At 73.5% G+C, this 21,683-nt stretch carries 21 protein-coding genes and 1 tRNA gene; 10 read left to right on the forward strand and 12 right to left on the reverse strand.

Going from position 1 to position 21,683, the window contains the following annotated elements; genetic code table 11:
• Window positions 1–75 precede the first annotated feature (75 nt).
• Window positions 76–1,035: a LysR family transcriptional regulator gene (locus DEJ51_RS33565; protein ID WP_150261376.1), complete on the forward strand. Its 960-nt coding sequence runs from the start codon at window positions 76–78 to the stop codon at window positions 1,033–1,035.
• 79 nt (window positions 1,036–1,114) lie between these two features.
• Here the strand turns inward: DEJ51_RS33565 and DEJ51_RS33570 are convergent, their stop codons facing one another.
• The 8 genes from DEJ51_RS33570 to DEJ51_RS33605 all read right to left on the reverse strand — a co-directional run bounded on the left by DEJ51_RS33570 (window position 1,115) and on the right by DEJ51_RS33605 (window position 7,289).
• Complete coding sequence (locus tag DEJ51_RS33570) at window positions 1,115–1,945, reverse strand: class I SAM-dependent methyltransferase (RefSeq protein WP_150261377.1); 831 nt, start codon at window positions 1,943–1,945, stop codon at window positions 1,115–1,117.
• 97 nt (window positions 1,946–2,042) lie between these two features.
• Window positions 2,043–2,273, reverse strand: a complete 231-nt coding sequence (locus DEJ51_RS33575) for an antitoxin MazE7 (RefSeq protein ID WP_150261378.1) — start codon at window positions 2,271–2,273, stop codon at window positions 2,043–2,045.
• A gap of 107 nt (window positions 2,274–2,380) precedes the next feature.
• Window positions 2,381–2,836, reverse strand: coding sequence for a hypothetical protein (locus tag DEJ51_RS33580; RefSeq protein ID WP_150261379.1), 456 nt, complete (start codon window positions 2,834–2,836; stop codon window positions 2,381–2,383).
• 324 nt (window positions 2,837–3,160) lie between these two features.
• The gene (locus DEJ51_RS33585) at window positions 3,161–4,390 is read right to left on the reverse strand and encodes a serine hydrolase domain-containing protein (RefSeq protein ID WP_150261380.1); all 1,230 of its coding nucleotides are present in this window, start codon (window positions 4,388–4,390) and stop codon (window positions 3,161–3,163) included.
• 119 nt (window positions 4,391–4,509) lie between these two features.
• Window positions 4,510–5,760 carry a mannosyltransferase family protein gene (locus DEJ51_RS33590; protein ID WP_150261381.1) on the reverse strand — a complete coding sequence of 417 codons (1,251 nt, stop codon included), beginning with the start codon at window positions 5,758–5,760 and terminating at the stop codon, window positions 4,510–4,512.
• Between the two features lie 120 nt (window positions 5,761–5,880).
• Window positions 5,881–6,327 (reverse strand): hypothetical protein, encoded by a 447-nt coding sequence (locus tag DEJ51_RS33595; RefSeq protein ID WP_150261382.1) that lies wholly within the window; start codon window positions 6,325–6,327, stop codon window positions 5,881–5,883.
• Complete coding sequence (locus DEJ51_RS33600; protein ID WP_150261383.1) at window positions 6,320–6,817, reverse strand: SigE family RNA polymerase sigma factor; 498 nt, start codon at window positions 6,815–6,817, stop codon at window positions 6,320–6,322. The genes DEJ51_RS33595 and DEJ51_RS33600 overlap by 8 nt, the downstream gene beginning before the upstream one ends.
• Before the next feature lie 398 nt (window positions 6,818–7,215).
• Window positions 7,216–7,289, reverse strand: a tRNA-Met gene (locus tag DEJ51_RS33605).
• 288 nt (window positions 7,290–7,577) lie between these two features.
• Here DEJ51_RS33605 and DEJ51_RS33610 point away from each other — a divergent pair.
• Window positions 7,578–7,781: a cold-shock protein gene (locus DEJ51_RS33610; RefSeq protein WP_030384970.1), complete on the forward strand. Its 204-nt coding sequence runs from the start codon at window positions 7,578–7,580 to the stop codon at window positions 7,779–7,781.
• Window positions 7,782–7,977: 196 nt separating this feature from the next.
• On the opposite strand, the gene DEJ51_RS33615 is transcribed toward DEJ51_RS33610, so the two are convergent.
• Window positions 7,978–9,336, reverse strand: a complete 1,359-nt coding sequence (locus tag DEJ51_RS33615) for an MFS transporter (RefSeq protein WP_150261384.1) — start codon at window positions 9,334–9,336, stop codon at window positions 7,978–7,980.
• 50 nt (window positions 9,337–9,386) lie between these two features.
• Here DEJ51_RS33615 and DEJ51_RS33620 point away from each other — a divergent pair, with 50 nt between their 5' ends.
• The gene (locus tag DEJ51_RS33620; protein ID WP_150261385.1) at window positions 9,387–9,779 is read left to right on the forward strand and encodes a MerR family transcriptional regulator; all 393 of its coding nucleotides are present in this window, start codon (window positions 9,387–9,389) and stop codon (window positions 9,777–9,779) included.
• Window positions 9,780–9,822: 43 nt separating this feature from the next.
• Here the strand turns inward: DEJ51_RS33620 and DEJ51_RS33625 are convergent, their stop codons facing one another.
• Window positions 9,823–10,494: a response regulator gene (locus tag DEJ51_RS33625; RefSeq protein ID WP_190620837.1), complete on the reverse strand. Its 672-nt coding sequence runs from the start codon at window positions 10,492–10,494 to the stop codon at window positions 9,823–9,825.
• A gap of 161 nt (window positions 10,495–10,655) precedes the next feature.
• On the opposite strand from DEJ51_RS33625, the gene DEJ51_RS33630 reads away from it, so the two are divergent.
• The 4 genes from DEJ51_RS33630 to DEJ51_RS33645 all read left to right on the forward strand — a co-directional run bounded on the left by DEJ51_RS33630 (window position 10,656) and on the right by DEJ51_RS33645 (window position 14,857).
• Window positions 10,656–11,597 (forward strand): ABC transporter ATP-binding protein, encoded by a 942-nt coding sequence (locus DEJ51_RS33630; RefSeq protein WP_150261386.1) that lies wholly within the window; start codon window positions 10,656–10,658, stop codon window positions 11,595–11,597.
• 5 nt (window positions 11,598–11,602) lie between these two features.
• A complete protein-coding gene (locus DEJ51_RS33635; protein ID WP_150261387.1) occupies window positions 11,603–12,409 on the forward strand; it encodes an ABC transporter permease in 807 nt (268 codons plus the stop codon).
• Window positions 12,410–12,508: 99 nt separating this feature from the next.
• Window positions 12,509–14,104 (forward strand): sensor histidine kinase, encoded by a 1,596-nt coding sequence (locus DEJ51_RS33640; RefSeq protein ID WP_150261389.1) that lies wholly within the window; start codon window positions 12,509–12,511, stop codon window positions 14,102–14,104.
• Window positions 14,105–14,143: 39 nt separating this feature from the next.
• The gene (locus tag DEJ51_RS33645; protein WP_150261390.1) at window positions 14,144–14,857 is read left to right on the forward strand and encodes a ribonuclease H; all 714 of its coding nucleotides are present in this window, start codon (window positions 14,144–14,146) and stop codon (window positions 14,855–14,857) included.
• Here DEJ51_RS33645 and DEJ51_RS33650 read toward each other — a convergent pair.
• Window positions 14,837–15,493 carry a family 16 glycosylhydrolase gene (locus DEJ51_RS33650; RefSeq protein ID WP_223836254.1) on the reverse strand — a complete coding sequence of 219 codons (657 nt, stop codon included), beginning with the start codon at window positions 15,491–15,493 and terminating at the stop codon, window positions 14,837–14,839. The genes DEJ51_RS33645 and DEJ51_RS33650 overlap by 21 nt on opposite strands.
• A gap of 341 nt (window positions 15,494–15,834) precedes the next feature.
• Here DEJ51_RS33650 and DEJ51_RS33655 point away from each other — a divergent pair, with 341 nt between their 5' ends.
• Genes DEJ51_RS33655 through DEJ51_RS33665 form a run of 3 tightly spaced genes read left to right on the forward strand, consistent with a single transcriptional unit; the run spans window position 15,835 to window position 21,032 of the window.
• Entirely contained in the window at window positions 15,835–16,710 is an 876-nt protein-coding gene (locus tag DEJ51_RS33655) for a hypothetical protein (protein ID WP_150261392.1), read from the forward strand.
• Window positions 16,710–18,872, forward strand: a complete 2,163-nt coding sequence (locus tag DEJ51_RS33660; protein WP_150261393.1) for a bifunctional serine/threonine-protein kinase/ABC transporter substrate-binding protein — start codon at window positions 16,710–16,712, stop codon at window positions 18,870–18,872. Before DEJ51_RS33655 ends, DEJ51_RS33660 begins: the two co-directional genes overlap by 1 nt.
• Before the next feature lie 6 nt (window positions 18,873–18,878).
• The gene (locus DEJ51_RS33665) at window positions 18,879–21,032 is read left to right on the forward strand and encodes a bifunctional serine/threonine-protein kinase/ABC transporter substrate-binding protein (protein WP_150261395.1); all 2,154 of its coding nucleotides are present in this window, start codon (window positions 18,879–18,881) and stop codon (window positions 21,030–21,032) included.
• On the opposite strand, the gene DEJ51_RS33670 is transcribed toward DEJ51_RS33665, so the two are convergent.
• Window positions 21,033–21,653, reverse strand: a complete 621-nt coding sequence (locus DEJ51_RS33670; RefSeq protein WP_150261396.1) for an L-threonylcarbamoyladenylate synthase — start codon at window positions 21,651–21,653, stop codon at window positions 21,033–21,035. It lies immediately after the preceding gene.
• Window positions 21,654–21,683 lie beyond the last annotated feature (30 nt).

Consider the following 21,683-nt stretch of genomic DNA (forward strand, 5'->3'; position numbering starts at 1 on the left):
ACGAGATTGGGACATCTCGGGGGGCATAAGGTCCGCGTTATGGTGCGGTGGCGGCCCGGCTCGTACGCTGCCCGGATGCAGCTGGAGTTGAGGCATCTGCAAGCCGTCTGCCGGATAGCGGAGGCGGGCAGCCTGGGGGGCGCGGCGCGGCGGCTGGGGGTGTCCCAGCCTGCGCTTTCCGCACAGTTGCGGCGCATCGAACGGGTCACCGGAGGCGAGCTCTTCGTAAGGGGCCGCAGCGGGGTGGAACCCACGGCACTGGGTCAGTTCGTGCTGGCCAAGGCCCGCCGCGTCCTCAGCGAGATGGACGCCCTCGGAGCGCAGGCACGCGCCATCTCGACCGGTGGCCCGCTGCGGTTGGGCTGCATCATGCTCGTGCTGCTCGACGGCCTCCTCGCCCAGACCGACCTGTCCATGTCAGGCCGGGAGATAGCCGTGGACCTGGAGGATTCCGTCACCGTACTGGCGCGGATGCTCGGTGCCGGACGCTACGACGCCATCGTGTACGGGGAGGTCAACGGCCACGAGGTACCCCTGCCCGAGGGCACCCTGGCCAGGACGCTGATCCCGAAGGAGCCGTTCTGCATCCGGCTGTCCGCCGCGCACCCCCTCGCGGGACTGGACCGCATCGAACTGGCCGACCTGGCCGGGGAGTCGTGGATGACCCTGGTGGAGGACGACGACGGCGGCCCGGAGGCGCTCGTCACCGCCTGCGCGAAGGCCGGATTCAGCCCCTCGCTGCGCTACCGGATCACCGACCGCAAGATGCAGCACGACCTGATCGCCGCGGGGCGCGCGGTCGCGCTGAGCCAGCCGACGGCCCCGTCGGGGGAGGGCACCGTGATGCGTCCGCTCGTCGGAACCCCCATCATCGGCCGCATCCGCCTCGCATGGAGCCGCGCCGCGCTCTCGGCCGGGCAGGCGGAACTGCTCTACCGGGCCGCGGCCCGTGCCTACCTGGCCAACGTGGACAACAACCCCTTCCACAAGCAGTGGTGGGACGCCCACCCGGAGGTGCACCCGGTCCTCGACTGATGGGCGGGCCCCCGACTGACGGGCAGGCCCCCGACGGACGGGCGGGCCCCCGACGGACGGGCGGGCGCGGCCCCGCGGATCAGCCCCGGCGGTGGGCCGTCAGCAGCAGGTACTCCCACTCCATGACGCCGTCCACCGTGTGCTCGGCGGCGAGCGCGTCGAGCGCCGCGTCCAGCCCGGCGACCCGCTCCGGATCGCCGGCGACGGCACGGTAGACGGCGACGGTGGGCCCGTAGCAGGCCTTGAAGAACTCCCGGAAGTCCGTGGGCCCCGTGAAGCGGTCCACGCGAACCGTCCTGCGGCGGGAGTCCACGTCGGTGACCGCGTCCCCGAGCAGCTCGTGCACGTGTTCCTCGTCGCCCCACAGCGGAGGCGGCTGGGCCCCGGGCGGCGGCGGGGGAGCGTACGGCTTCATCGCCGCGAACATCCGGCCCACGAAGCCCTGCGGGGTCCAGCTGATCAGCCCGACCGTGCCGCCGGCGCGGCAGACGCGCAGCATCTCCTCGGCGGCGGGCCGGTGGTGCGGGGCGAACATGATCCCGACGCAGGACATCACCACGTCGAACTCGCCGTCGGCGAAGGGCAGGTGCTCGGCGTCGGCCTCCCGCCATTCGAGCGTGGCACCGCGTACGGCGGCCAGATGCCGGCCGATCTCCAGCAGTTCGGGGGTGAGGTCGGACGCCACCACGTCGGCACCGGCCAGGGCGGCCGGAATCGCGGCGTTGCCCGAGCCCGCGGCGATGTCGAGCACCCGGTCACCCCGCTGGACGCCGCACTCCTTCACGAGCACGGCCCCCAACTCCGGGATGACGTGGGAGGCCACCGACTGGTAGTCGCCCAGCGCCCACATCGCGCGGTGCCTGGCCTTCAGAGTGCGGTCCGCCTGGGCCGCGTCGCTCGCCTCGGTCATGACAGCCGTCCTCCAGGGCTCGGGGCAGCCCCTTCTCCGAGCATAGGTACGTTTCCCCGCCCCGGCCCGTCGGCGGGTCGCACGGGCACCCGCCGGATCAGTCGCGCGACGCCGGCCGGCCGAAGTCGCGGGCGAAGCCCTCGCGGAAGCCGGGCCGCTCCAGCGCCCGCTCGAAGGCACGCGCGGCCCGGGCGAGCGCGGCCTCGTTCTCCTGGGCGGTGGCGAGTTCGGCGAGGTACGCGCGCAGGCTCAGTCCGCGGTCCGCGGCGAGCACGGCGAGACGGTCGTGCACATCGGTGTCGACCTCGACGGTGGTGGTGTCGGCCATGCTCCGAGTATGCGCGCCCGGTGACCGGCCGGGGGCCGGTTCGGCGCAGGCGTGCCGCCCGCGGACCCGCGGCCCCGGCACGGCCGCCGCGGTCCGCGGGCGGCGCCTCAGGCGCGGACGCGGCCGGAGAGCCAGGGCGTGAGCGAGGGGCCCCCGACGCTCTCGCGGTACGTCTCGTCGCCGGGCAGGGGGACGGAGAGCCAGTAGCCCGGCGGGAAGAACCGTCCCTTCACGAAGGCCAGCCCGCTGTAGACCGACCTCAGGAACGCGGGGACGCAGTCGCGGGGCACGTCGTCGAACTCCACCCCGTCGACAGTGATCTTCGCGTCGTCCTCGGGAAAGATCCGCACACTGACGGCCGGGCTGCCACCCAGCTCGACGAACGCCTCGTGCGGCAGCGATCCGTCGGGGTCGAGGACGCCGAACGGGGCGGCCGAGCTCCGGTGTGACGTCTGGTCGGCGCCTATGTCGTCGGTGACGGACATCGACAGCCGGTACTCGGCCGCGACGGCCCGGATCGCGGCGACGGCCGACTCGGTGGTCGGCAGGGAGGGATGCGTCATGATCCAGATGATGCCGCACGGCGCCCCGGCCCGCTGCGTGGTGCGGGTACGGTCGCAAGGGTGAAGGGGGAGGTGACGAGGTGCACGGTGTGCCCTGGGCGCACGTCGTTCCGGAGCAGGGCGCCCTGCCCGTGGACGTACTGGTCCGGCGCACGGCGGTCCGACGGGCGCGGCCCCAGCAGCTTCGTGCTCGTCATGTCCTGCGCGCCGGCATCCGTTCCCGACCTGCGGGAACGGATGCGACTGTGCTGGGAGGAGACCGTCCTGCCGTAGGGAGGAATGCCTTCCGCGCCCGTCGGCCGTCGGTCCGTTCGCCGGATCCGGTCATCCGGCCAGGGAGTTGTCCGGGGCCAGGACCGCGGCGATCCGGGCGGCGATCGTCTGCGCCGTGTTGTTCCCGGGGGCCTTGGGACCCACCGTGGTGGACACCGCGATGGCCAGGTGCTCGCTCGGGAGGTACGCCTGGATCGCCGCGTACCCCGCGAACGACGGGTTCGACTGGATCCAGCCGTTCTGGACGATCACGCCGTAGCCGAAGTGCCGGTCCGGAAGCTGGCGGAAGCAGTCCCTGGGCGCGCAGCCGGGGGTGTTGCCGCCGAGGCCGACCGTGCCCGGGTCGAGCTGGACCTTGAAGCTCTGCGGCGAGAGGAGCTCACCCGTGCCCACGGCCTCGGCCGAGCGGGCCAGGTCGCAGATGTGGGTGTTCAGGACCGCGCCGGGAGCGGTGGTCCAGGAGGGGTTCCAGTAGGTGGACTCCTCGTACGTGCCGCGCTCCGCGTCGAAGGAGTGCAGGACGGGCTCCTGGATCTGGGGCGTGAAGCTGTTGCGGGTGTTGTCCAGCCCGGTGGGCCCCGTGATCTGCTGTTCCAGCAACGTGGCCAGTGGCATGCCGGAGATCTTCTCCAGGGCCTGCCCGAGGAGGACGAAGTTCGCGTGGGAGTAGCTCCAGCTGGTCCCCGGCTCGTACAGCAGGGGGTGGGCGGCGGAGATGCCCACGAGCTCGGCGGGGGTCCACTGGCGGAACGGGTCGGCGTACAGGGCCGCGACGAACTTCGGGTCCGGTACGTAGTCGCGCAGGCCCGAGGTGGAGGCGCCGAGCATGCGCAGGGTGATCTCGTCGGCGTGCGGGGCGTCGGGGAGCCAGCGCGAGATCGGGTCGTCCAGGGCGGCCTTCCCGTCCTCGACGAGTTGCAGCATGGCGATGCCCATGTAGACGATCGCCACCGAACCGGCCCGGAAGTGCATGTCCGCCGTGGCCGGGACACCCGTCATCGACTCGCCGAGCGCGACGGTGACGACCTCCCGCCCGTCACGCGTGACCCGCAGCACGACGGAGTTCAGGTCCAGCTCCTTCTGCGCGGCCTTGGCGATGTCCAGGATCCGCTTCGCCTCGCCGCCCTTGGGCTCCGGGGACGCCGCACACGGGGCGGGAGCGGATCCCGCCCCGGTCGCCGCCCACGCGCCACCGGCCGGCAGCACCGTGGCGAGCAACGCGGTCGCGCACAGCAGCGCGGTCCGGGCGCGGCCCGGGTGCGTGGTCCTCACTCCGCTCATGGTGAACTCCTGCCGCGAAGAGCCCCTCCGGACAAGGCCCACCCTTCGATGGAACGCCCGCCGTGCGGGATGGGCCAGTCGGCGCGGCGCCGGCGGCGGCAGGATCCGAAAGAGACGTCCTAGCCGGCCCAGCGGCCCGAGAGGAAGGTGATGGCGATCGCGGTGGACAGCGGCGCCACGACGTAGAGGTAGGCGCTCCGGATCCGAGGGCGCTTCATGCTCCAGGAGGCCAGGCCGATCCACAGCGGCCACCACAGGAGGGTGGAGCGGGGCACGGACGTGTACCAGTAGGAGGTGCCCAGGGCCCACAGGGTCAGGCCGGTGTAGAGGGCCTCCGGCCAGCGGCGGCCCCGTACCAGCACGACCAGGAGGACGACGCCGACCACCATGGCGAGCAGCTCCGCCTGCCACATGAACGCGTACCCGGTGGGTTGGGTGTGGTGGAAGGCGGCGTTCCAGGTGTTCGCCCAGGCCTCCCAGGGCGCGTGGAAGTCCCGGTACCAGCCGCGTTCCTGGGAGTGCTTCCACGCCATCCAGTCTCCGGTCCGGGTCTGCAGGTACCAGCTGTAGAGGACCGGGGCGAGGGCGGGCAGGAAGAGCCACGGGGCCGAGCGCCAGGCGGCGCGGCCGCGGGCGGTGAGGACGAAGTGGAGGGCGAGGGCGGCCGCGAGGAACAGCCCCGTGACGCGGACCGAGCAGGCGAGGCAGGCCAGTACCGCGGCCACCGGCCAGTTCTGCCGCTGTGCCGCCAGCCACGCGGGCAGGGCCAGGGCCAGGAAGAGCGCCTCGGTGTAGCCGGCCGCGAGGAACACGGCGCACGGCGAGAGCAGCAGGAACGCCACCGCACGGCGGCCCGTTTCGAGGTCGGCCAGGTGATGGCGGGCGATCCGGGCGAGAGCCAGGACGGCGACGCCTCCCGAGACGAACGAGACCAGGGCTCCGGCCGCGGCCCAGTCGGGCACCACGGTGTGGACGGCGCGCAGGACGAGGGGGAGGCCGGGGAGGAAGGCCTCGCGGTTGTCCCAGCCGGCCGTCCAGGGACCGGCCTGGCCGGGGAAGTATCCGTCCTGGGCTATGCGGAGGTAGAACCACCAGTCCCACTGCTGCCAGGGCGCGAGCAGCGAGGCCGGCCTGCGGGCGTCGCCGTCGGCCGGGAACAGCCAGCTGACGGCGCCCGCGGTGGCCCAGATGCCGACTCGGGTCAGCAGGTACAGCCACACCACCTCGCGCTCGCCCGGGCCGAGCCGCAGGAACGCCGGACGCGCGAGGCGGGGGCGGCGCGGGCGGCGGGGCGCGGTCTCTCGTACGGGCGGCCAGCCGGCCGGCGAGCCGGGCAACTCGACCGGCCGACGGGAGGTTGAAACGGGCATATCGGGATCTCCTGACCGTCTGAAGGCGTGCGGAGTCACCGGCCCTGGTTCAGGCCGGTGTCCGCGGGCGGTGTGCTGTGGGGAGGGGGGAGGGAAGGCGGGGAGGCGGGAAGGGCGGTGCTACCCGAGAGACCGGGGCGGTGTCGGCGACATGCTCGTGGTGGCGGTCCCGGTGGGGTCGGCCGGCGGCACCGTCGTGCTCCCCGGCGGCATCATGCTGCGCAGCGGTGGCGGCGCCGTGGTGTTGCGCGGCGGGGTCATGGAGTTGGGCGTCGGCGCCGTGGAACCGGACGGCGGGGGCGGAGCGGAGGTCGGGGACGGCGCCACGGGCACGGGAGTGGTCGCGGGGAGGGTCGGGCCCGAGTCCCCCGGGAGGAGCGCGGACAGGGCCGCACCGGATCCGGCGAGGACCAGGAAGCAGGCGGCGGCGACACCGGCGATCCGGCGCCGGCGGTGCCGTTCGCCGCGCCGCTCGATGACGGCGACGGGAGGGGCCGTGCTCGCGGACTGTCCGGCGGAGGCCGCTTCCCGGAAAAGGGACCGCAGCGGGTCGTGGGAGTCAGGCATCGGGAGCCTCCTCAATGCGGGGGTCCTGCAGATGGCGGGAGAGCGCGGCCCTGCCCCGGGACAGGTGGGTCTTGACCGTGCTCGCGGACAGGGAGGTCTCGTCGGCGATCTGCTCGACGCTCAGATCGCACACGTAGTGCAGCGCCAGAGTCCGGCGCTGCTTCAGCGGCAGCAGCCGCAGCGCCTCGACCAGCGCCACCGCCTCCGGCCCGGGCCCCTCCACATGGCCGGCGGGGGCGGTGCGCTGCCAGGCGTCGGCGGTGCGCCGCCGCCCGCGCCAGCGGCTGACGGCGAGCCGCCACGCGACGGTACGAATCCACGCCTCGGGCCGGCCGTCGCGGTCGAGCTGCCGCCGGCGGCTCCAGCCCCTGACGAAGGCCTCCTGCACCACGTCCTGTGCCTCGTGGTGGTCGCCGAGCATCACGTAGAGCTGTCCTGTGAGCCGTCCTGCCGCTTGCGCGTAGAACTCCTCGAACTCCTCGATGGTCAAAAAATCGCTCCCGAATCCATGTGTCCCTCTCACCGGGCATACGCACGCCACCCCCCGTCCGGTCGACACCGGACGACAGATCGTCATGTGAGTGCCGTCACATGACGGGTGGGGTACTCATCGTCGTGGCGGACACGGCGAGGCGGAGCGGCGGCGCCACGGGCCACCGGGTGACGTGGAGCCGCACCCCGGCGGCCCGGCCCGTGGCGCACGCGACGGAACGACCCGGAGCGGGACGGGGGCGGGATCAGGGCGCGGGCGGGATCAGGACAGGGGCACGGGGCGGGGGCCCAGGGCAGGGGGCCGGAGCCGGAAGAGAGCCGGGCCCGTGCCGCGCGGAGGGGTCCGGAGACAGCGGAAGGGCCCGGATCCATGGGGATCCGGGCCCTTCCGAGCAGTAGCGGGGACAGGATTTGAACCTGCGACCTCTGGGTTATGAGCCCAGCGAGCTACCGAGCTGCTCCACCCCGCGTCGGTGGACCTCACAGTACGGCATCCCGGGGCCGCCACTCGACGCATTTACGGACGGCCGCGCCCGGAGTGTGGGCGAAAGGGCTGAATCTCGCCCCGAAGGCGAGATCATTCCCCCTGGTGACAGTGCGTGCAGGCGTGTACCTTCACGGGTAGCTGTCGTGGTTCCAAGTGCCTTGCCCGTGCCATTCGGCGTGGGCAGTTTTGCTGTGTTGTGCCGTAGGACCAGGGCGATCACCTCCGTCTTCCACGCCGTGTGGAAGACGTACGTCAACGGGAAGGCATGAACATGGCTACGGGAACCGTGAAGTGGTTCAACTCGGAAAAGGGCTTCGGCTTCATCGCCCAGGACGGCGGCGGCCCGGACGTCTTCGCCCACTACTCGGCGATCAACGCGTCTGGCTACCGTGAGCTCCAGGAGGGTCAGGCCGTGACCTTCGACATCACGCAGGGCCAGAAGGGCCCGCAGGCGGAGAACATCACCCCCGCCTGATTCCGGACGACGGCCCGGTCGGGCGACCGGGCTCCGGAGAACCGTTTCCCCGTCCCGCCCCTTCGTTGAACAGGCCACGGGGAAAGATCAGGGCCGTGCGGCCACGCCGCACGGCCCTGATCCGTGTCGGCGCGTCTGCACGGCGACCCCGGTGCGCCGGCCGGCCGAGCACGGACGATCGACGACGGCACGCCCGTCACAGCGGTACGGGGGTCCTGACGCGACGCCGCCCCCGAGCCCGGGCCCCTACCCGGACCGCGGCCCCGACCACGGCGAGCGCCACGGTCGCGATCCCCGAAGCGGCCAGTACCTGACGGGGCCCCAGGAGCGCGATCAGCGGACCACCGAGCGCGGTGCCCACCGGCCCGGCGGTCAGGAGGGCGGCGCTGCGCGCGGCGAGGACCGAGGTCAGCGCGGCGGCCGGGGTGCGTTCCTGGAAGAGGGTGTAGGACAGGGCGGTGAACGGTCCGTAGATCAGGCCGCCGAGGGTGAAACAGGCCAGCGTGACGGCCGCGGGCGCACCGAGACCGAAGGGTACGAGCGCCAGCCCCCAGCCCGCGACGATCCCCAGGGTGACCGGCCAGAGCGGGAACCGCCCCAGTGCGCCCGCGGCCAGGCCACCCAGCACGGCGCCCGCCCCGAACAGCGTCCAGTACAGGCCGAGCAGCCCCGCCCCAGCCTTCAGGTCCTCGGTGACGTGCAGCGGGAGGGCGACCTCCGCCGGTCCGTAGAGGAAGTTGAAGAACCAGGTCAGGGCCAGGACACCGAGGAGCTCGGGCTGCTTGCGCAGCAGGCGCAGGCCGGCCGCCGACCGGTCGGCGTCGACCGGCGCGGCCGTCGCCCCCGCTCCGTCCCTTCCGTCCTCCCTGTCGTCCCGGCCCTTCGCATCCTCCGCGCCCTCCGTGCCCGCCCCGTCCTTCCCGTCCGCCCCGGCCGCCGCGCCCCGCAGCCGCCCGACCTGGACGGCGAGCACGGCGAAGGACAGCGCGTCGAGCCCGATGAGCCAGGCGGGAGCGATCACCGCCGCCAGGAACCCCGCGAGCGCCGGGCCCACGACGATGGAGGCCGAGACACTGGAACTGACCAGTGCGTTGGCCGCCAGCCGCCGGTCGGGCGGAAGTATCTGCGCGAGCAGCGAGTACCTGCCCGCGTTCCCCCAGGCATGCAGCACGGACGAGCCCGCGAGCAGGGCCACGTACAGCACCGGGTGCAGCACCCCCGCGGCCCAGGCCAACGGAACACAGCCGAGGAGCACCGCGCGGATCCGGCTGTCGGCCGCCAGCAGCCGCCCGGGGTGAAGCCGGCGCAGCCACCGCCCGAAGAGCAGTGCCCCGGCCGCCCCCGGAAGCGCGTACGCGGCGAGCGCGGCACCCAGGAGCATCCCGGACTGCCCCGGGGGAGCGATCTCGATGGCCAGCCACGCCACGGCGACCACGCTCATCCCGTCACCGAGATCGGAGGCCGCCAGGGCGGGCAGCAGCCGCCGGAAGTCGGCGTGGGCGAACAACGGCCGGTAGGTGCGGGGGAGGAGACGAGTTGTCTGTACGGGAGTCACCAGGTCAGACTCGTGGTTCAAGCGCGCTTGAGGTCAAGGGGGAGTGACGGGTGCGACAGCTCGGGATCGGTGAGCTCGCTCGGCAGGTGGGGATGCAGCCCTCGGCGCTGCGCTACTACGAGAGCGTGGGCCTGCTGCCGCCCGCCGAACGGGCCTCGGGCCGGCGCGTCTACCCGGCCGGCACCGTGCGACGGCTCGCGCTGATCAGGATGGCCCAGCGGGCCGGGTTCACCCTCGCCGAGATCCGCGGCCTGCTCGACGGCGATGCCGAGCGCGGCGCCACCCGGCAGTGGCGCGCCCTCGCCGAGCGCAAGCTCCCCGAACTGGATGTGGTCATCGAGCAGACGCGGATCCTGCGGGCCGCCGTCGCCGACTGCCTGGCCTGCGGATGCATGAACTTCGAGAAGTGCGCACTGCTCTCCGCCGAAGGCCCCGGCTCCTGACCGGTGCGGCCGGTCCCGCTCGAGGACCCCTTCGGAGGCGAGCTCAGGGCCCCGTCCGGCGGCTGCGTCCGGCCGACCCGGCCTCGTACGCGGCGATCGCCGCCTCCACCCGGTTGCGTACCCCGAGCTTGCCCAGGATCGCGCTGACGTGGGCCTTCACCGTGCCCTCGACGAGCAGGAGGCGAGCGGCGATCTCGGCGTTGGACAGACCGGCGCCCAGCAGGGCCAGGACGTCGTTCTCGCGCTCCGTCAGCCCCTCCACGGCGCTGCGCGCGGGCACGCCGCCCGCCGTCCGCCCGCCGCGCAGTCCGGCGACGACCCGGGCGGCGACCTTCGGCGAGAGGTACGCGCCGCCCGCGGCCACCGCGTGCACACCCGCCAGCAGTTCTCGCGGATCGTCCGCCTTGAGCAGGAACCCGTCGGCACCCTCGCGCAGGGCGCGGCCGATGAAATCGTCCTCCCCGAAGGTGGTCAACATGATCACCGCAGTGCCGGGCAGTTCCCGGTGGATCCGTGCGGCCGCCGTGATCCCGTCGAGCCGGGGCATCTGGATGTCGAGCAGGGCGACGGCGGGCCGGAGCGCGCGTACGGCGTCCAGGGCCTCGTACCCGTCGGCCGCCTCGGCGACGACCTCGATCCCCGGATCCCGCGCCAGGATGGCGCGCACGCCCGCCCGGACCATCGCCTCGTCGTCCGCCAGCAGCACCTCGACCACCGGCGCAGTCTAACGGCGGTCCGGGGCCGGGCCGTTCGTCGGGGACCCCCGACGAAAGTAGGGGATCCGATCGCCGACCTGCGGGCGATGCCCGCCGGCCCCGCCGGTTTCTACGGTCGTCACAGCACCGACGACACCGGGACGACACCGGAAGGACACCCGTGATCACCTTGAGAGGCCTGACCAAACGCCACGGCGACACCGTCGCCGTGGACGGACTGACCCTGGACATCGAGGAGGGACGGGTGACCGGCTTCCTCGGCCCCAACGGCGCCGGGAAGACGAGCACGATGCGGATGATCCTCGGCCTGGACCGGCCCACCGCCGGCCGGGCGCTCATCGACGGGAAGCCCTATGCGTCGCTGCGCCACCCGGTCCGCGAGGTCGGATCCCTCCTCGACGCGAAGGCCCTGCACCCGGGCCGCCCGGCACGCAGCCACCTGATCGCACAGGCCCGCAGCAACGGCATCCCCGTGCGCCGCGTCGACGAGGTCCTGGAGGCGGTGGGCCTGGCCGCGGTGGCGCGCCGACGGGCCGGGGCGTTCTCCCTGGGCATGTACCAGCGGCTCGGCATCGCGGGCGCCCTCCTCGGGGATCCGAAGGTGCTCATCCTCGACGAGCCGGTCAACGGCCTCGACCCGGACGGCGTGCGATGGGTGCGCGAACTCGTCCGCGCCCAGGCCGCGCAGGGCCGTACGGTCTTCCTCTCCAGCCACCTGATGAGCGAGATGCAGCTGACGGCCGACCGGCTCGTCGTCATCGGCCGGGGCCGGCTGCTGGCCGACACCCCCATGGCCGAACTGCTCGCCGCGAGTGCCTCGGCCTCGGTACGGGTGCGCACCGCCGGCCCCGACGACCTGCGCGCCCTGACCGACCGCCTGCTCGCCCACGACGGGGTGACCGCCGAGCTCGCTCCCTCGCCCGGCGGCGAGCGGAACGAGATCGTGGTCAGGGGCAGGACCGCCGGAGAGATCGGCGACCTCGCCCACCGCCTCGGCATCCGCCTCCACCAACTGCACAGCGTCTGCGCCTCGTTGGAACAGGTCTACATGGAACTGACCGAACACAGCGTCGAGTACGCGACCCGAACGGCGAAGGCGTGACCCCGATGACCGACACGATGACCGGCACCATGACGGACCCGGCGCGCAGCGCCGTCCAGGCTCCCGCCGGCGGCGGCTTCGCCGGTGCGGTCGGCGCCGAATGGGCCAAACTGTGGTCGATCCGCACCCCGTACGCCTGCCTGCTCGTCGGCATCCTGCTGACGGCGGTCTTCACCTTCTACTACGGCTCCATCGCCCGGATCAACGACAAGCCAGTCCAGCCGCTCGGCAACGCCCCGGTCTCCTCCGTCATCCTCGGTCAGTTCGTCGTCGTCGTGCTCGCGATGACCGTGGTCACCAGTGAGTACGCGACGGGCAGTGTCCGCACCTCGCTCCAGTGGGTGCCGGTCAGACACCGCCTGCAACTGGCCAAGGCGGTCGTCGCCGCGGTGGTGTCGTTCACCGCCGGATGCCTGTTCGCCGTCCTCGGCATGGCCGTGGCCCGGGTGCCCTTCCGCGGCCACGCGTCCTTCGATCCGGGCAAGGCGCTCGCCCAGACCCTGGCGATGGGCCTGTACTGCGCCCTGGTCGCCGTGCTCACGGTCGGGGTGGCCTTCGCCCTGCGGACCGCGGTCGGCACGCTGGCGGCGGTCTTCGGCCTCGTCTCCGCCCTCCCCACCATCTGTACCGGACTGGGGGGCTCCGTCCTCCTGGCGGTGAACGACGTCCTCCCGCAGACCGCGGGCGGCCACTTCATGCTCGCGGACGGCGACGCCCCCTACCCGCCCGCGGCCGCGATCCTGATCGTGCTGGCCTGGACGGCCGCCGCCCACATGACCGGCCGGCTCGTCCTGCGGCGGCGCGACGGGTGACAGGGTTGGCCCCGGCCGGAGGTCCGGCCGGTGACCCGGGCGGACAGGAGCAGCGGGACGGATGAGAGGGGAGCGGCGCGAGTGGGCGTGGGAGTGAGGATGCGGGGGCCGGCCGTGCGGGACGCGGCGCTGTGGGCGGTGATGGCGGGCGCCGCGGTCCTCGCCCACCGGGAAGCGGCCCGTCCCGCGTCGGCCTTCGGCCTGGTCCTGCCGCTGCTCATTCTCGCGGTGGCGCTGCCCGCCGGCCGGACCCGGCCCGGGGCGGCCGTGTTCCTCGCCCACGCGGTGGTCGCCGCCGGCCTGGCCGATCCGACCACGACGGCCAGTCCGTACCTGACGGCGCTGGCCGTACTGGCGTACCTCCTCGGCCTGCGGGCGGACCGTACGGGGCCCGCGCTGGTGCTGTTCGGAGCCTGCACGGCCATCGACCTCGCACTGTGCGCCGTCCTCGGCGTCGGCGCCGTGCACTGGTTCTACGCGATGTCGTTCATCCCCGCGGCCCTCCTGCTGCCCTGGCTGGCCGGTCGCTACCGGCAGGCCAGGCTGGCCCTGGTGCACGAGGGCTGGCAGCGGGCGCGCAGCCTCGAACAGCGGCAGCGGTCCGTGGCCGAGCAGGCCCGGCTGCGCGAACGCACCCGGATCGCCTCGGACATGCACGACTCGCTGGGCCACGAACTGAGCCTCATCGCCCTGCGCGCCGGGGCCCTGGAACTCTCGCCCACGCTGACCGGACAGGACCGGGCGGACCTGGCCGTGCTGCGCGCCGCCGTCTCCGACGCAGTGGGTCACCTCAGGGACACCGTCGGAGTGCTGCGGCACGGCTCCGACGGTACGGAGCCGACGGCCTCGTCCGTGGAACCGGTGGAGGAACTCGTCGCCCGGACGAAGGAGTCCGGGGTCACCGTGCACCTGCGGCGGGAAGGGCCGGCCCGGGCCCTGCCGCCGCTGGTCGACCGCAGTGCCTACCGCGTGGTCCAGGAGTCGCTGACCAACGCGATCAAGCACGCACCCGGCAGCACGGTCCGGGTCAGCATCGCCCGGCAGGCGGACCGGACCGAGGTACGGGTGACCAACTCCGCGCCGCGGGCCGGCTCGCCGCCCGCCGGCCCGATAGCCGCCACGAGCCAGTCGGACCCGGGACGGCGCGGTCTGACCGGCCTGCGCGAACGGGTCCTGCTCATCGGCGGAACGCTGCACGCCGCACCCCGTGAAGGCGGCTTCGAGGTCCTCGCCACCCTGCCGGACCAGGTGAACCCGGAGCACGCGCGAGGTGCCGGGGAGCCCGGGCAGGCCGAGGAGCCCGGGGAGCACGCCGGCTCCGCATCGGCGCGGCGGCTCGCCGTCGCCCGGCGCGGGGCCCGGTACCGGTTCGTCGCCGCGTTCGCAGCTCCCATCGGGTTCGGCCTGGTGACACTCGCCTCCTGTGCCTACCTGGCCCACCAGCTGACCACCTGTGTCCTGCGCCCCGCGGACTTCGCCGCGGTCCGGGTCGGCCAGGACGTAGCGGAAGTGACCCCGTTCCTTCCGGAGCAGCAGTTCCGGTACGTCCCGGACGCCCTACGGGCGCTGCCCGCACCCCCCGGCACCGTGTGCGCGTACTACCGCTCGAACGGCAACCTCCTCGATCAGGTCGACGTCTACCGGCTCTGTTACGAGGGCTCCCGCCTCGCGGCCAAGGACGTGCTGCCGGGCTGACCGGCCGGGAAGCCCCGCGGGATGAGGCATGATCGGGGGATGTCCGAACGCATCATCGCCGCCTGTGACGGAGCGGCCAAAGGTAATCCCGGCCCGGCCGGCTGGGGCTGGGTCATCGCCGATGCGCAGGGGCGCCCCGAGCGATGGGAGGCCGGTCCGCTGGGGCGGGCCACCAACAACATCGGGGAGCTGACCGCCCTCCGGCAGTTGCTGGAGGCGGTGGACCCGGGGACGCCCGTGGAGGTGCGCATGGACTCCCAGTACGCGATGAAGGCCGTGACCCAGTGGCTTCCCGGCTGGAAGCGCAACGGGTGGAAGACCGCCTCCGGGCAGCCGGTCGCCAACCGTGAACTGGTCGAGGCGATCGACGGGCTGCTGGCCGGCCGGGACGTGATCTTCCAGTACGTCCCGGCGCACCGCGAGGACGGCGACCACCTGAACGCGATCGCCGACCAGGCAGCCAGTGACGCGGCGGTCCGGCAGGAGGCCGCCGGTACGGCCCTCGGCAGCCCCGAGATGCCGGTACCGGCACCGGCCGCGGCTTCCCCCGCGCGCCGCAAGGCGGCCGCACCGGGGAGGCGCGCGTCCGCGGGCACCGCGGCCGGCGGCGGATCCCGGGCCATCAAGGCGAAGTTCCCCGGCAGTTGCGCCTGCGGAAAGCCGTACGCGGCCGGTGACATGATCACCAAGAACGGCAGCCGGTGGGGTCACCAGGCCTGCGGGTCCGCATCCCTAGGGTCGGTGGACGCGTAGGTACTCCACCTCGTAGGACATCTGCGAGACGCCGGGCTCGGGCGCCGGGTGGTAGCGGCCGGCGCACACGGACAGGTTGACGATGAGGTAGGCCCGCCAGCTGCGCCCGACGCCCCGGCGGTCGGCGAAGACCCGGGTGCCGTTGACCCACCACACGACCGAGCGTGACCCGAACTCGACCTTGAGGTCCACCCAGCCGCCGGGGGTGATGGCGGAGTCCCGGTGGTAACGCGAGCCGCCCTTCACGTGGTTGGAGAGTTCGAGCAGGTCGGGGTTGTCGGGGTGGTACTCGAAGACGTCGATCTCGTTGCCGCCGTCCCGCCAGGTCCAGATCGCGGGCCAGGCCCCGATCTCGGAGGGCAGCCGCACCCGGGACTCCAGCACGTCGCCGGTCCGGACCATGAACCCCTCGCTGCTGCCCTCCGTGGTCAGCAGGCCCGCGTTCCACTTGCCGTCCGGGCGGCGGGTGGCCCGGAACGTGCCGGTGCGGCTGTAGGAGGGATCGGCCACCAGGTAGTCGAGTTTGTTGTCACCGGTGTTGGTGGGGCCGCCGTTCGGATAGGCCCAGGACCGCCCGGCGACCCACTGGGAGGCCGACTGGAAGTTGGCGGTGAAGACCGGTGCCCGGGCGCTCAGCGGCGCGGCCTCGTCGTCGGGGGTGCCGGTGGAGCGTCCTGTGAGTCGTCGCAGCCAGTTGAGAACCTGAGTGAGCACGAGCGGCTCCTTCCCGTGTGTGGACGCCTCCTTGAGCATGCCCGGCTCCGGTGTGTTACATACCGGTGGACCGGTTTGTCTTTGACGGGCGCGGCTGGACCGGCTCGCCGCCCCGGCCGCCGTCGGCCACCACCCGCACGCCGGTCCCACCCACCGCCAATCCGCCGGGACCCCGGACCGCCTGCGGCAACAGGACGCAGAGGCTCAACATCCTTTTCATGTAAGCCAGTTGCGCACGCCCCCGGCGGGGTACCATCCGTGCCGTGGGGGGACTGGTGGGACAGAGCAGAGGAAAGGCCGTGCTGCGCGCCTGCGGCTGCGCGGTGGCGGGTCTGGTCCTGGTCGCCGGGTGCACGGCGGACGGCACGCCGAAGGGCGGAGCCGCGAGCGGCACCCCGGGTGCGTCGGCCGCGTCGGGCACGGGCAGCCCGGGCACGGGCGGCACCGGCGCGAGCACCCCGGCCGCCCCGCCCGGCAGCGCCGTCCCGATCCCGATGCCTCCGGTCGACGAGTCCAAGCAGCCGAAGACGGCCGCAGAGGCCCGCGACCTGCTCGCCCGGATCATCGTCGCCGAGCAGGACCTCGGACCCGAGGTCGTGCGCAGCACCCCGTTCGAGAGCCGTCCCGGCCGCTGGCCCGTGCTCGACGCGGGCTGCGTCTGGCAGACCGAGGGCCTGCCGGCCGACGTGCTCGCCACGAGCACCCGGTACTTCCACATCCCGGCCAAGGACGGCCGGGGCCGGGTGCGGATCAACGCCACGGTCACCGTCCATCACAGCCGCGAGGAATCCGGCTGGGAGACCGCCCGCGCCATGGAAGAGGTCCTGCGGTGCCCGGACCAGAAGCTGCGTGAGGGCGAGGAACTCAAGACCCTGTGGGGCGGCGTCTTCTACCTCGGCGAGCAGTTGAACGCCTGGACCGAGGACGCCTTCACCGAGACCGGCAAGTACGTCAGTGCGCAGGACGGCGGGCCCTACGACTACACCTGGTCGCAGGCCCAGTACGGACCCGTCACCGTGGCCATCGCCGCCAAGGGCGCGCAGGGCGTCGCCAACGAGGATCTCAGCTCCTTCGTGGCCATGGGCACCAGCATGATGATGATCCAGGCCAAGCAGGAGCTCGGAAAGGCGGCGGGCTGATGGAGCCGCTCCATCCCTCGGACCCCTCCCGGATCGGCGGCCACCGGCTCCTCGGACGCCTCGGCGCCGGCGGCATGGGCGTCGTCTACCTCGGCCGGACCGACGACGGCGCGCTCGCCGCGGTCAAGGTGATCCGCGCGGAATACGCCGAAGAGACCGACTTCCGGGCCCGCTTCCGGCGCGAGGCCGAGATCGCCGCCGAGGTGGACAGCCCCTGGGCGGTCCGCGTCACCGGCGCCGACCCGGACGCCGCCGAACCGTGGCTCGCCACCTCCTTCGTCGCCGGCCCCTCCCTCGCCGAGGCCGTCGCGGCCCACGGCCCGCTCCCGCTGCGCGCCGTACGCATCCTCGGCAAGGCCCTGGCCCGGGCACTCGCGGTGATGCACGAGCAGGGCCTCGTACACCGTGACGTGAAACCCGGGAACGTCCTCCTCGGCATGGACCGGCCCCGCCTGATCGACTTCGGGATCGCCCGTGGCGGCGAGCACACCGCCCTGACCTCCGACGGAGCCGTGCTCGGCACCCCCGGCTTCCTTCCGCCCGAGCAGGCCGAGGGCCGCCCCGCCGAACCGGCCGGCGACGTCTTCTCGCTCGGCTGCCTCCTCGCGTACGCCGCCACCGGACGGCTGCCCTTCGGCACGGGCACCGTGGACGCGGTGCTCTACCGCACGGTCCACGACGAGCCCGACTTCGGCCCCGAGGTCCTCGCCGACCCCGAACTCACCGCGCTGCTGCGCACCTGCGTCGCCAAGCACCCCGACATCCGCCCCGGCGCGCGCGAGCTGGACGCCGCACTGACCGAGGACACCCCGGGGGAGGGCACCGACTGGCTGCCCGACCCGGTCGTCGCCACCATCGCCGCGCGCGCCGCGACGCTGCTCGCGCTGCCCGGCATCGACGAGACGGTCGCCGACCCGCAAGCCGCCCCCGCACCCGGCACGGCCGCCCCGGCGCCCTCCCGCAGGCGGTTCCTCGCCCTCGCCTCCGGCGCCGCCGTCCTCGCGGCCGGCGGCGGGCTGGCCGCCTGGCTGGCGCTGCGTGACGAGGACAAGGCCCGGACCCCGGCCGCGGACGCAACGCGGCGGTGGGTGATCGGTGTGCACGCCGACCTCTCCGGCCCGCAGAAGGCCGCCGGACAGGCCCAGGAGCGCGGGGTGCGGCTCGCCGTCGACGCCTTCAACTCCCGCAAGGACAAGCCCTTCACGCTCACGGTGGCCACCGCCGACGACGGCGGGAAGGCGGACCGCTCGGCGGCCGTCGCCACCGGACTCATCGCCGACCGCGACCTGTTCGCCGTCGTCGGCCCCACCGGCAACGACTCCGTGATCCCGTGCCTGGAGCTCTACGGCGAGGCCTCCGTCCCCCTGATGACCGTGTCCGCCCTGGCGAGCACCTTCAGCATCACCGACCGGCGCAGCTTCTTCCAGAGCTGCCCGATCTCCTCGGCTCAGTCCAGCGCGGTCAACCTGCAACTCGCCGCGAAGCAGGGCGTCCGCCGGATGGGCATCCTCAGCGACCGCGGCGGGGACACGGACACCTGGCAGGCGGCCCAGCTCCTGAGCCGCACCATCGCCTATTTCGCACCCGAGGCCACCTACTACGGGCGGGTCGTCCCGCGCGGAGCCGCCGACCTCGCCCCGGTGATCACGGACATGCTGGCCCACGGCATCGACGGCTTCTTCTACACCGGCACCCCGGCCGGCGGGGCCAAGACCGCCGGGCTGCTGGCCGCCGCCGGCTTCGCGGGCCCCCGGGCGGCCGACTACACCATCGCCGGCCCCGAGTTCCTCGCCGCGGCCGGCCAGGCCGCCGAAGGCTGGCAGTTCTGCACGCCGTACACGGGCCCCGAGGCCCCCGAGGTCGCGGAGATGGCCGGCGCGCACCGGGCGGCCTACGGAACCGCCCCCGACATCTGGACCGCGGAAGCCTTCGACGCCACCCGCCTGATCATCGACCGGCTGGTCGCCGCCGCGGCAGGCGGCGCGCGCCCGACCCGGGCCGCGCTGCTGAACGTACTGGCCCAGGGCACCTTCCGCGGCCTGACCAAGGAGTACACCTTCGACGAGCGGCGGCAGGTCAAGGGCAACTTCTACTTCCTGCACCAGGTGGAGGGAGGCCGGATGCGCTACGTCGGTCCGGCCGTCCAGCCCGCGGCGGGATAGCCCCGGATGCGCCCCCTCACCCCCGCCGATCCGGCCGTGATCGGAGGCAACCGGCTGCTGGGACGCCTCGGTTCGGGCGGCATGGGCACCGTGTACCTCGCCCGGTCGGCCGCCGGGACCCTGGTCGCCGTCAAGGTCATCCGCGCCGACCACGCCGCGAACCCGGACTTCCGCGCCCGGTTCCGGCGCGAGGTGGAGGCGGCCGGGCAGCTGACCGGGCGCTGGGTGGTCCCGGTCGTCGCCGCCGACCCGCAGGCGCGTGAGCCTTGGCTTGCCACCCCGTACGTCCCCGGGCCCTCCCTCGCCGAGGCCGTGGGAGGGTACGGTCCGCTGCCCGTCCGGGCCGTACGGATCCTGGGCGCGCGGCTCACCGAGGCCCTGGCACAGGTGCACGCCGCCGGGCTGGTCCACCGCGACGTCAAACCGGGCAACATCCTGCTCGCCCCCGACGGGCCCCGGCTGATCGACTTCGGGATCGCACGGGCCGAGGGCGCGCTCACGCTCACCGCCGCGGACGCCGTACTCGGCACCCCGGGATACCTGGCACCGGAGCAGGCCCGCACGGACGGCGCCGTGGCAGGCGCCCCGAGCGACGTGTTCTCCCTCGGCTGCGTCCTGGCGTACGCGGCGACCGGGCACGGCCCCTTCGGCGGCGGGCACGCTGCCGCGGTGGTCTACCGTACGGTGCACGACGAGCCCGAACTGTCGTCACTGCCGCCGGAGTTGCTCGGTGTGGTGCTGGCCTGCCTGGCGAAGGACCCGGCGGCCCGGCCGACCCCGGGCGAGCTGGGCGGCCTCCTGGGGGCGGACCTGCCCGCCCCGGACGCCGAGGACTGGCTGCCGCCCCCGCTGCCCCGCCTCATCGCCGAGCGCTCCACCCGGGCCCTGGACCTGCCGGTCCCCGAGCCGACCCGCATCGACGCGCCGCAGGCGGCCGTCCCGGGCCTCACGCGCAGACGGCTGCTGGGGGCCGGCGCGGGCCTGGCCGTCATCGGCGGCCCGGTCGCCTGGTTCACCACCCGCGACCGGGGCCGCGGCGCGGCGCCGCCGCCCGCACGCGCACTCGCCACCCACACCCTGGCCCTCCAGGCCGACCTGACCGGACCCGGCAAGGAGGTGGGCCAGGCCCACGAGCGAGGCATGAAGCTGGCCGTGGAGCGGCACAACAGCCGGCCGGACGCCGCGTTCCGGCTGGCCCTGCGCGTCGCCGACGACGGCGGGGACGCCGCGCGCGCCGCACAGGTGGTCGGGGAGCTGGCCGCCGACCCCGCGGTGCTCGCCCTCGTCGGCCCCACCTGGGACGCGGCCGTGCCCGCGCTGGCCGTCGCCTGCGGCCCGGCCGACCTCGCCCTGCTGCTGGTGTCCACCGACAGTCCCGAGAACGCCACCACCAGGGAAGAATGGCGCACGCTGGTCGCCACCCGCCCGGCCGGCGACCAACTCGCCCTCCCGGTGATCGACTACTTCCACCGGATCCACCCCGTCCAGCACACGGCCCTGGTGGAGGACGTCGACGGCGGTGAGCCCGCCTACCCGGTCGTCCGGGCCCTGCAACAGAACCCGCCGTCGGCGGGCAGGTTCGGCGTCCACCGGATCCCGGCGGGCGGCTCCGACTTCGCCGGAGTCGTACGCGCACTGACCGGGGCCGGAGCCGAGGGGGTCGTCTACGCCGGCACCTCACCGGAGCGCGCGGCCCGGATGGCCCGCGCCCTGACCGAGGGAGGATTCCAGGGCCGGCGGATGGGCATTCAGCTCGCCATGGAACCGGCCTTCCTCGCGGCCGCCGGCCCCGCCGCCGAGGGCTGGCTGTTCAGCTCCCTCTTCACCGACCCGCTGGCCGTCCCCGCCGCCGCCGACTTCGTCGCCGCCCACCGCACCGCGTACGGGGCCCCGCCCGCCCGCTGGGCCACGGAGGCCTACGACGCCGTGGGACTGCTCGCCGCCACCCTGACCGGCCTGGAGGAGGAGAGGCGGGACCGGGCGGGCGTGACCCGGCGGATCTTCCGGACGGCCCACGAGGGCCTGGCCAAGCCGCTGTCCTTCGACGCCAACACACACGTGCTGACCAGGGTCGGCACGGCCCACCTCTACGAGGTCGCAACCGGCGCGTTCCACTACCTGGGCCGCTACACGGAAGTGAAACCGGCGTCGGGGCGGTGACTACTCGAACCGGGAGGTGTCGCCCGCTCCCCGGCGCACGATCTCGGCCTCACCACCGGAGAAGTCGATGACCGTGGTCGGCTCGGTGCCGCAGTCACCGGAGTCCAGCACGGCGTCCACCTCGTGGTCGAGCCGCTCCTTGATCTCCCAGCCCTGGGTCATCGGCTCGGGCTCGTCGGGCAGCAGCAGGGTGCTGGAGAGCAGCGGCTCACCGAGCTCGGCGAGCAGGGCCTGCGTGACGACGTGGTCGGGAATCCGGACACCGACCGTCTTCTTCTTCGGGTGCAGCAGCTGGCGCGGCACCTCCGAGGTCGCGGGGAGGATGAAGGTGTAACTGCCGGGAGTCGCCGCCTTGATGGCGCGGAACACGTCGTTGTCGATCTGTACGAACCGGCCCAGCTGCGCGAAGTTCTGGCACACGAGGGTGAAGTGGTGGCGGTCGTCCAGGCGCCGGATCGACTTGATCCGGCTGATTCCGTCACGGTTGCCCAACTGGCAGCCCAGTGCGAAGCAGGAGTCGGTCGGGTATGCGACGAGCTTCCCGCCGCGGATCATGTCGACCACGCTGTCGATGGTGCGCCGCTGCGGGTTCTCGGGGTGTACGTCGAAGTATTTCGCCATCCGCCGAGCGTACGCGCTCACCACCCCCGC

Source organism: Streptomyces venezuelae, from assembly GCF_008642275.1.
GTDB lineage: Bacteria > Actinomycetota > Actinomycetes > Streptomycetales > Streptomycetaceae > Streptomyces > Streptomyces venezuelae_E.

What these genes read in the sequence shown, in the direction of transcription:
- DEJ51_RS33670 (WP_150261396.1), bottom strand. Translation starts at nt 21,653, where the DNA reads ATGGCGAAATACTTCGACGTACACCCCGAGAACCCGCAGCGGCGCACC.
- DEJ51_RS33645 (WP_150261390.1), top strand. Translation starts at nt 14,144, where the DNA reads ATGTCCGAACGCATCATCGCCGCCTGTGACGGAGCGGCCAAAGGTAAT.
- DEJ51_RS33565 (WP_150261376.1), top strand. Translation starts at nt 76, where the DNA reads ATGCAGCTGGAGTTGAGGCATCTGCAAGCCGTCTGCCGGATAGCGGAG.
- DEJ51_RS33665 (WP_150261395.1), top strand. Translation starts at nt 18,879, where the DNA reads ATGCGCCCCCTCACCCCCGCCGATCCGGCCGTGATCGGAGGCAACCGG.
- DEJ51_RS33640 (WP_150261389.1), top strand. Translation starts at nt 12,509, where the DNA reads ATGCGGGGGCCGGCCGTGCGGGACGCGGCGCTGTGGGCGGTGATGGCG.
- DEJ51_RS33660 (WP_150261393.1), top strand. Translation starts at nt 16,710, where the DNA reads ATGGAGCCGCTCCATCCCTCGGACCCCTCCCGGATCGGCGGCCACCGG.
- DEJ51_RS33570 (WP_150261377.1), bottom strand. Translation starts at nt 1,945, where the DNA reads ATGACCGAGGCGAGCGACGCGGCCCAGGCGGACCGCACTCTGAAGGCC.
- DEJ51_RS33595 (WP_150261382.1), bottom strand. Translation starts at nt 6,327, where the DNA reads ATGCCTGACTCCCACGACCCGCTGCGGTCCCTTTTCCGGGAAGCGGCC.
- DEJ51_RS33610 (WP_030384970.1), top strand. Translation starts at nt 7,578, where the DNA reads ATGGCTACGGGAACCGTGAAGTGGTTCAACTCGGAAAAGGGCTTCGGC.
- DEJ51_RS33590 (WP_150261381.1), bottom strand. Translation starts at nt 5,760, where the DNA reads ATGCCCGTTTCAACCTCCCGTCGGCCGGTCGAGTTGCCCGGCTCGCCG.
- DEJ51_RS33575 (WP_150261378.1), bottom strand. Translation starts at nt 2,273, where the DNA reads ATGGCCGACACCACCACCGTCGAGGTCGACACCGATGTGCACGACCGT.
- DEJ51_RS33635 (WP_150261387.1), top strand. Translation starts at nt 11,603, where the DNA reads ATGACCGACACGATGACCGGCACCATGACGGACCCGGCGCGCAGCGCC.
- DEJ51_RS33585 (WP_150261380.1), bottom strand. Translation starts at nt 4,390, where the DNA reads ATGAGCGGAGTGAGGACCACGCACCCGGGCCGCGCCCGGACCGCGCTG.
- DEJ51_RS33580 (WP_150261379.1), bottom strand. Translation starts at nt 2,836, where the DNA reads ATGACGCATCCCTCCCTGCCGACCACCGAGTCGGCCGTCGCCGCGATC.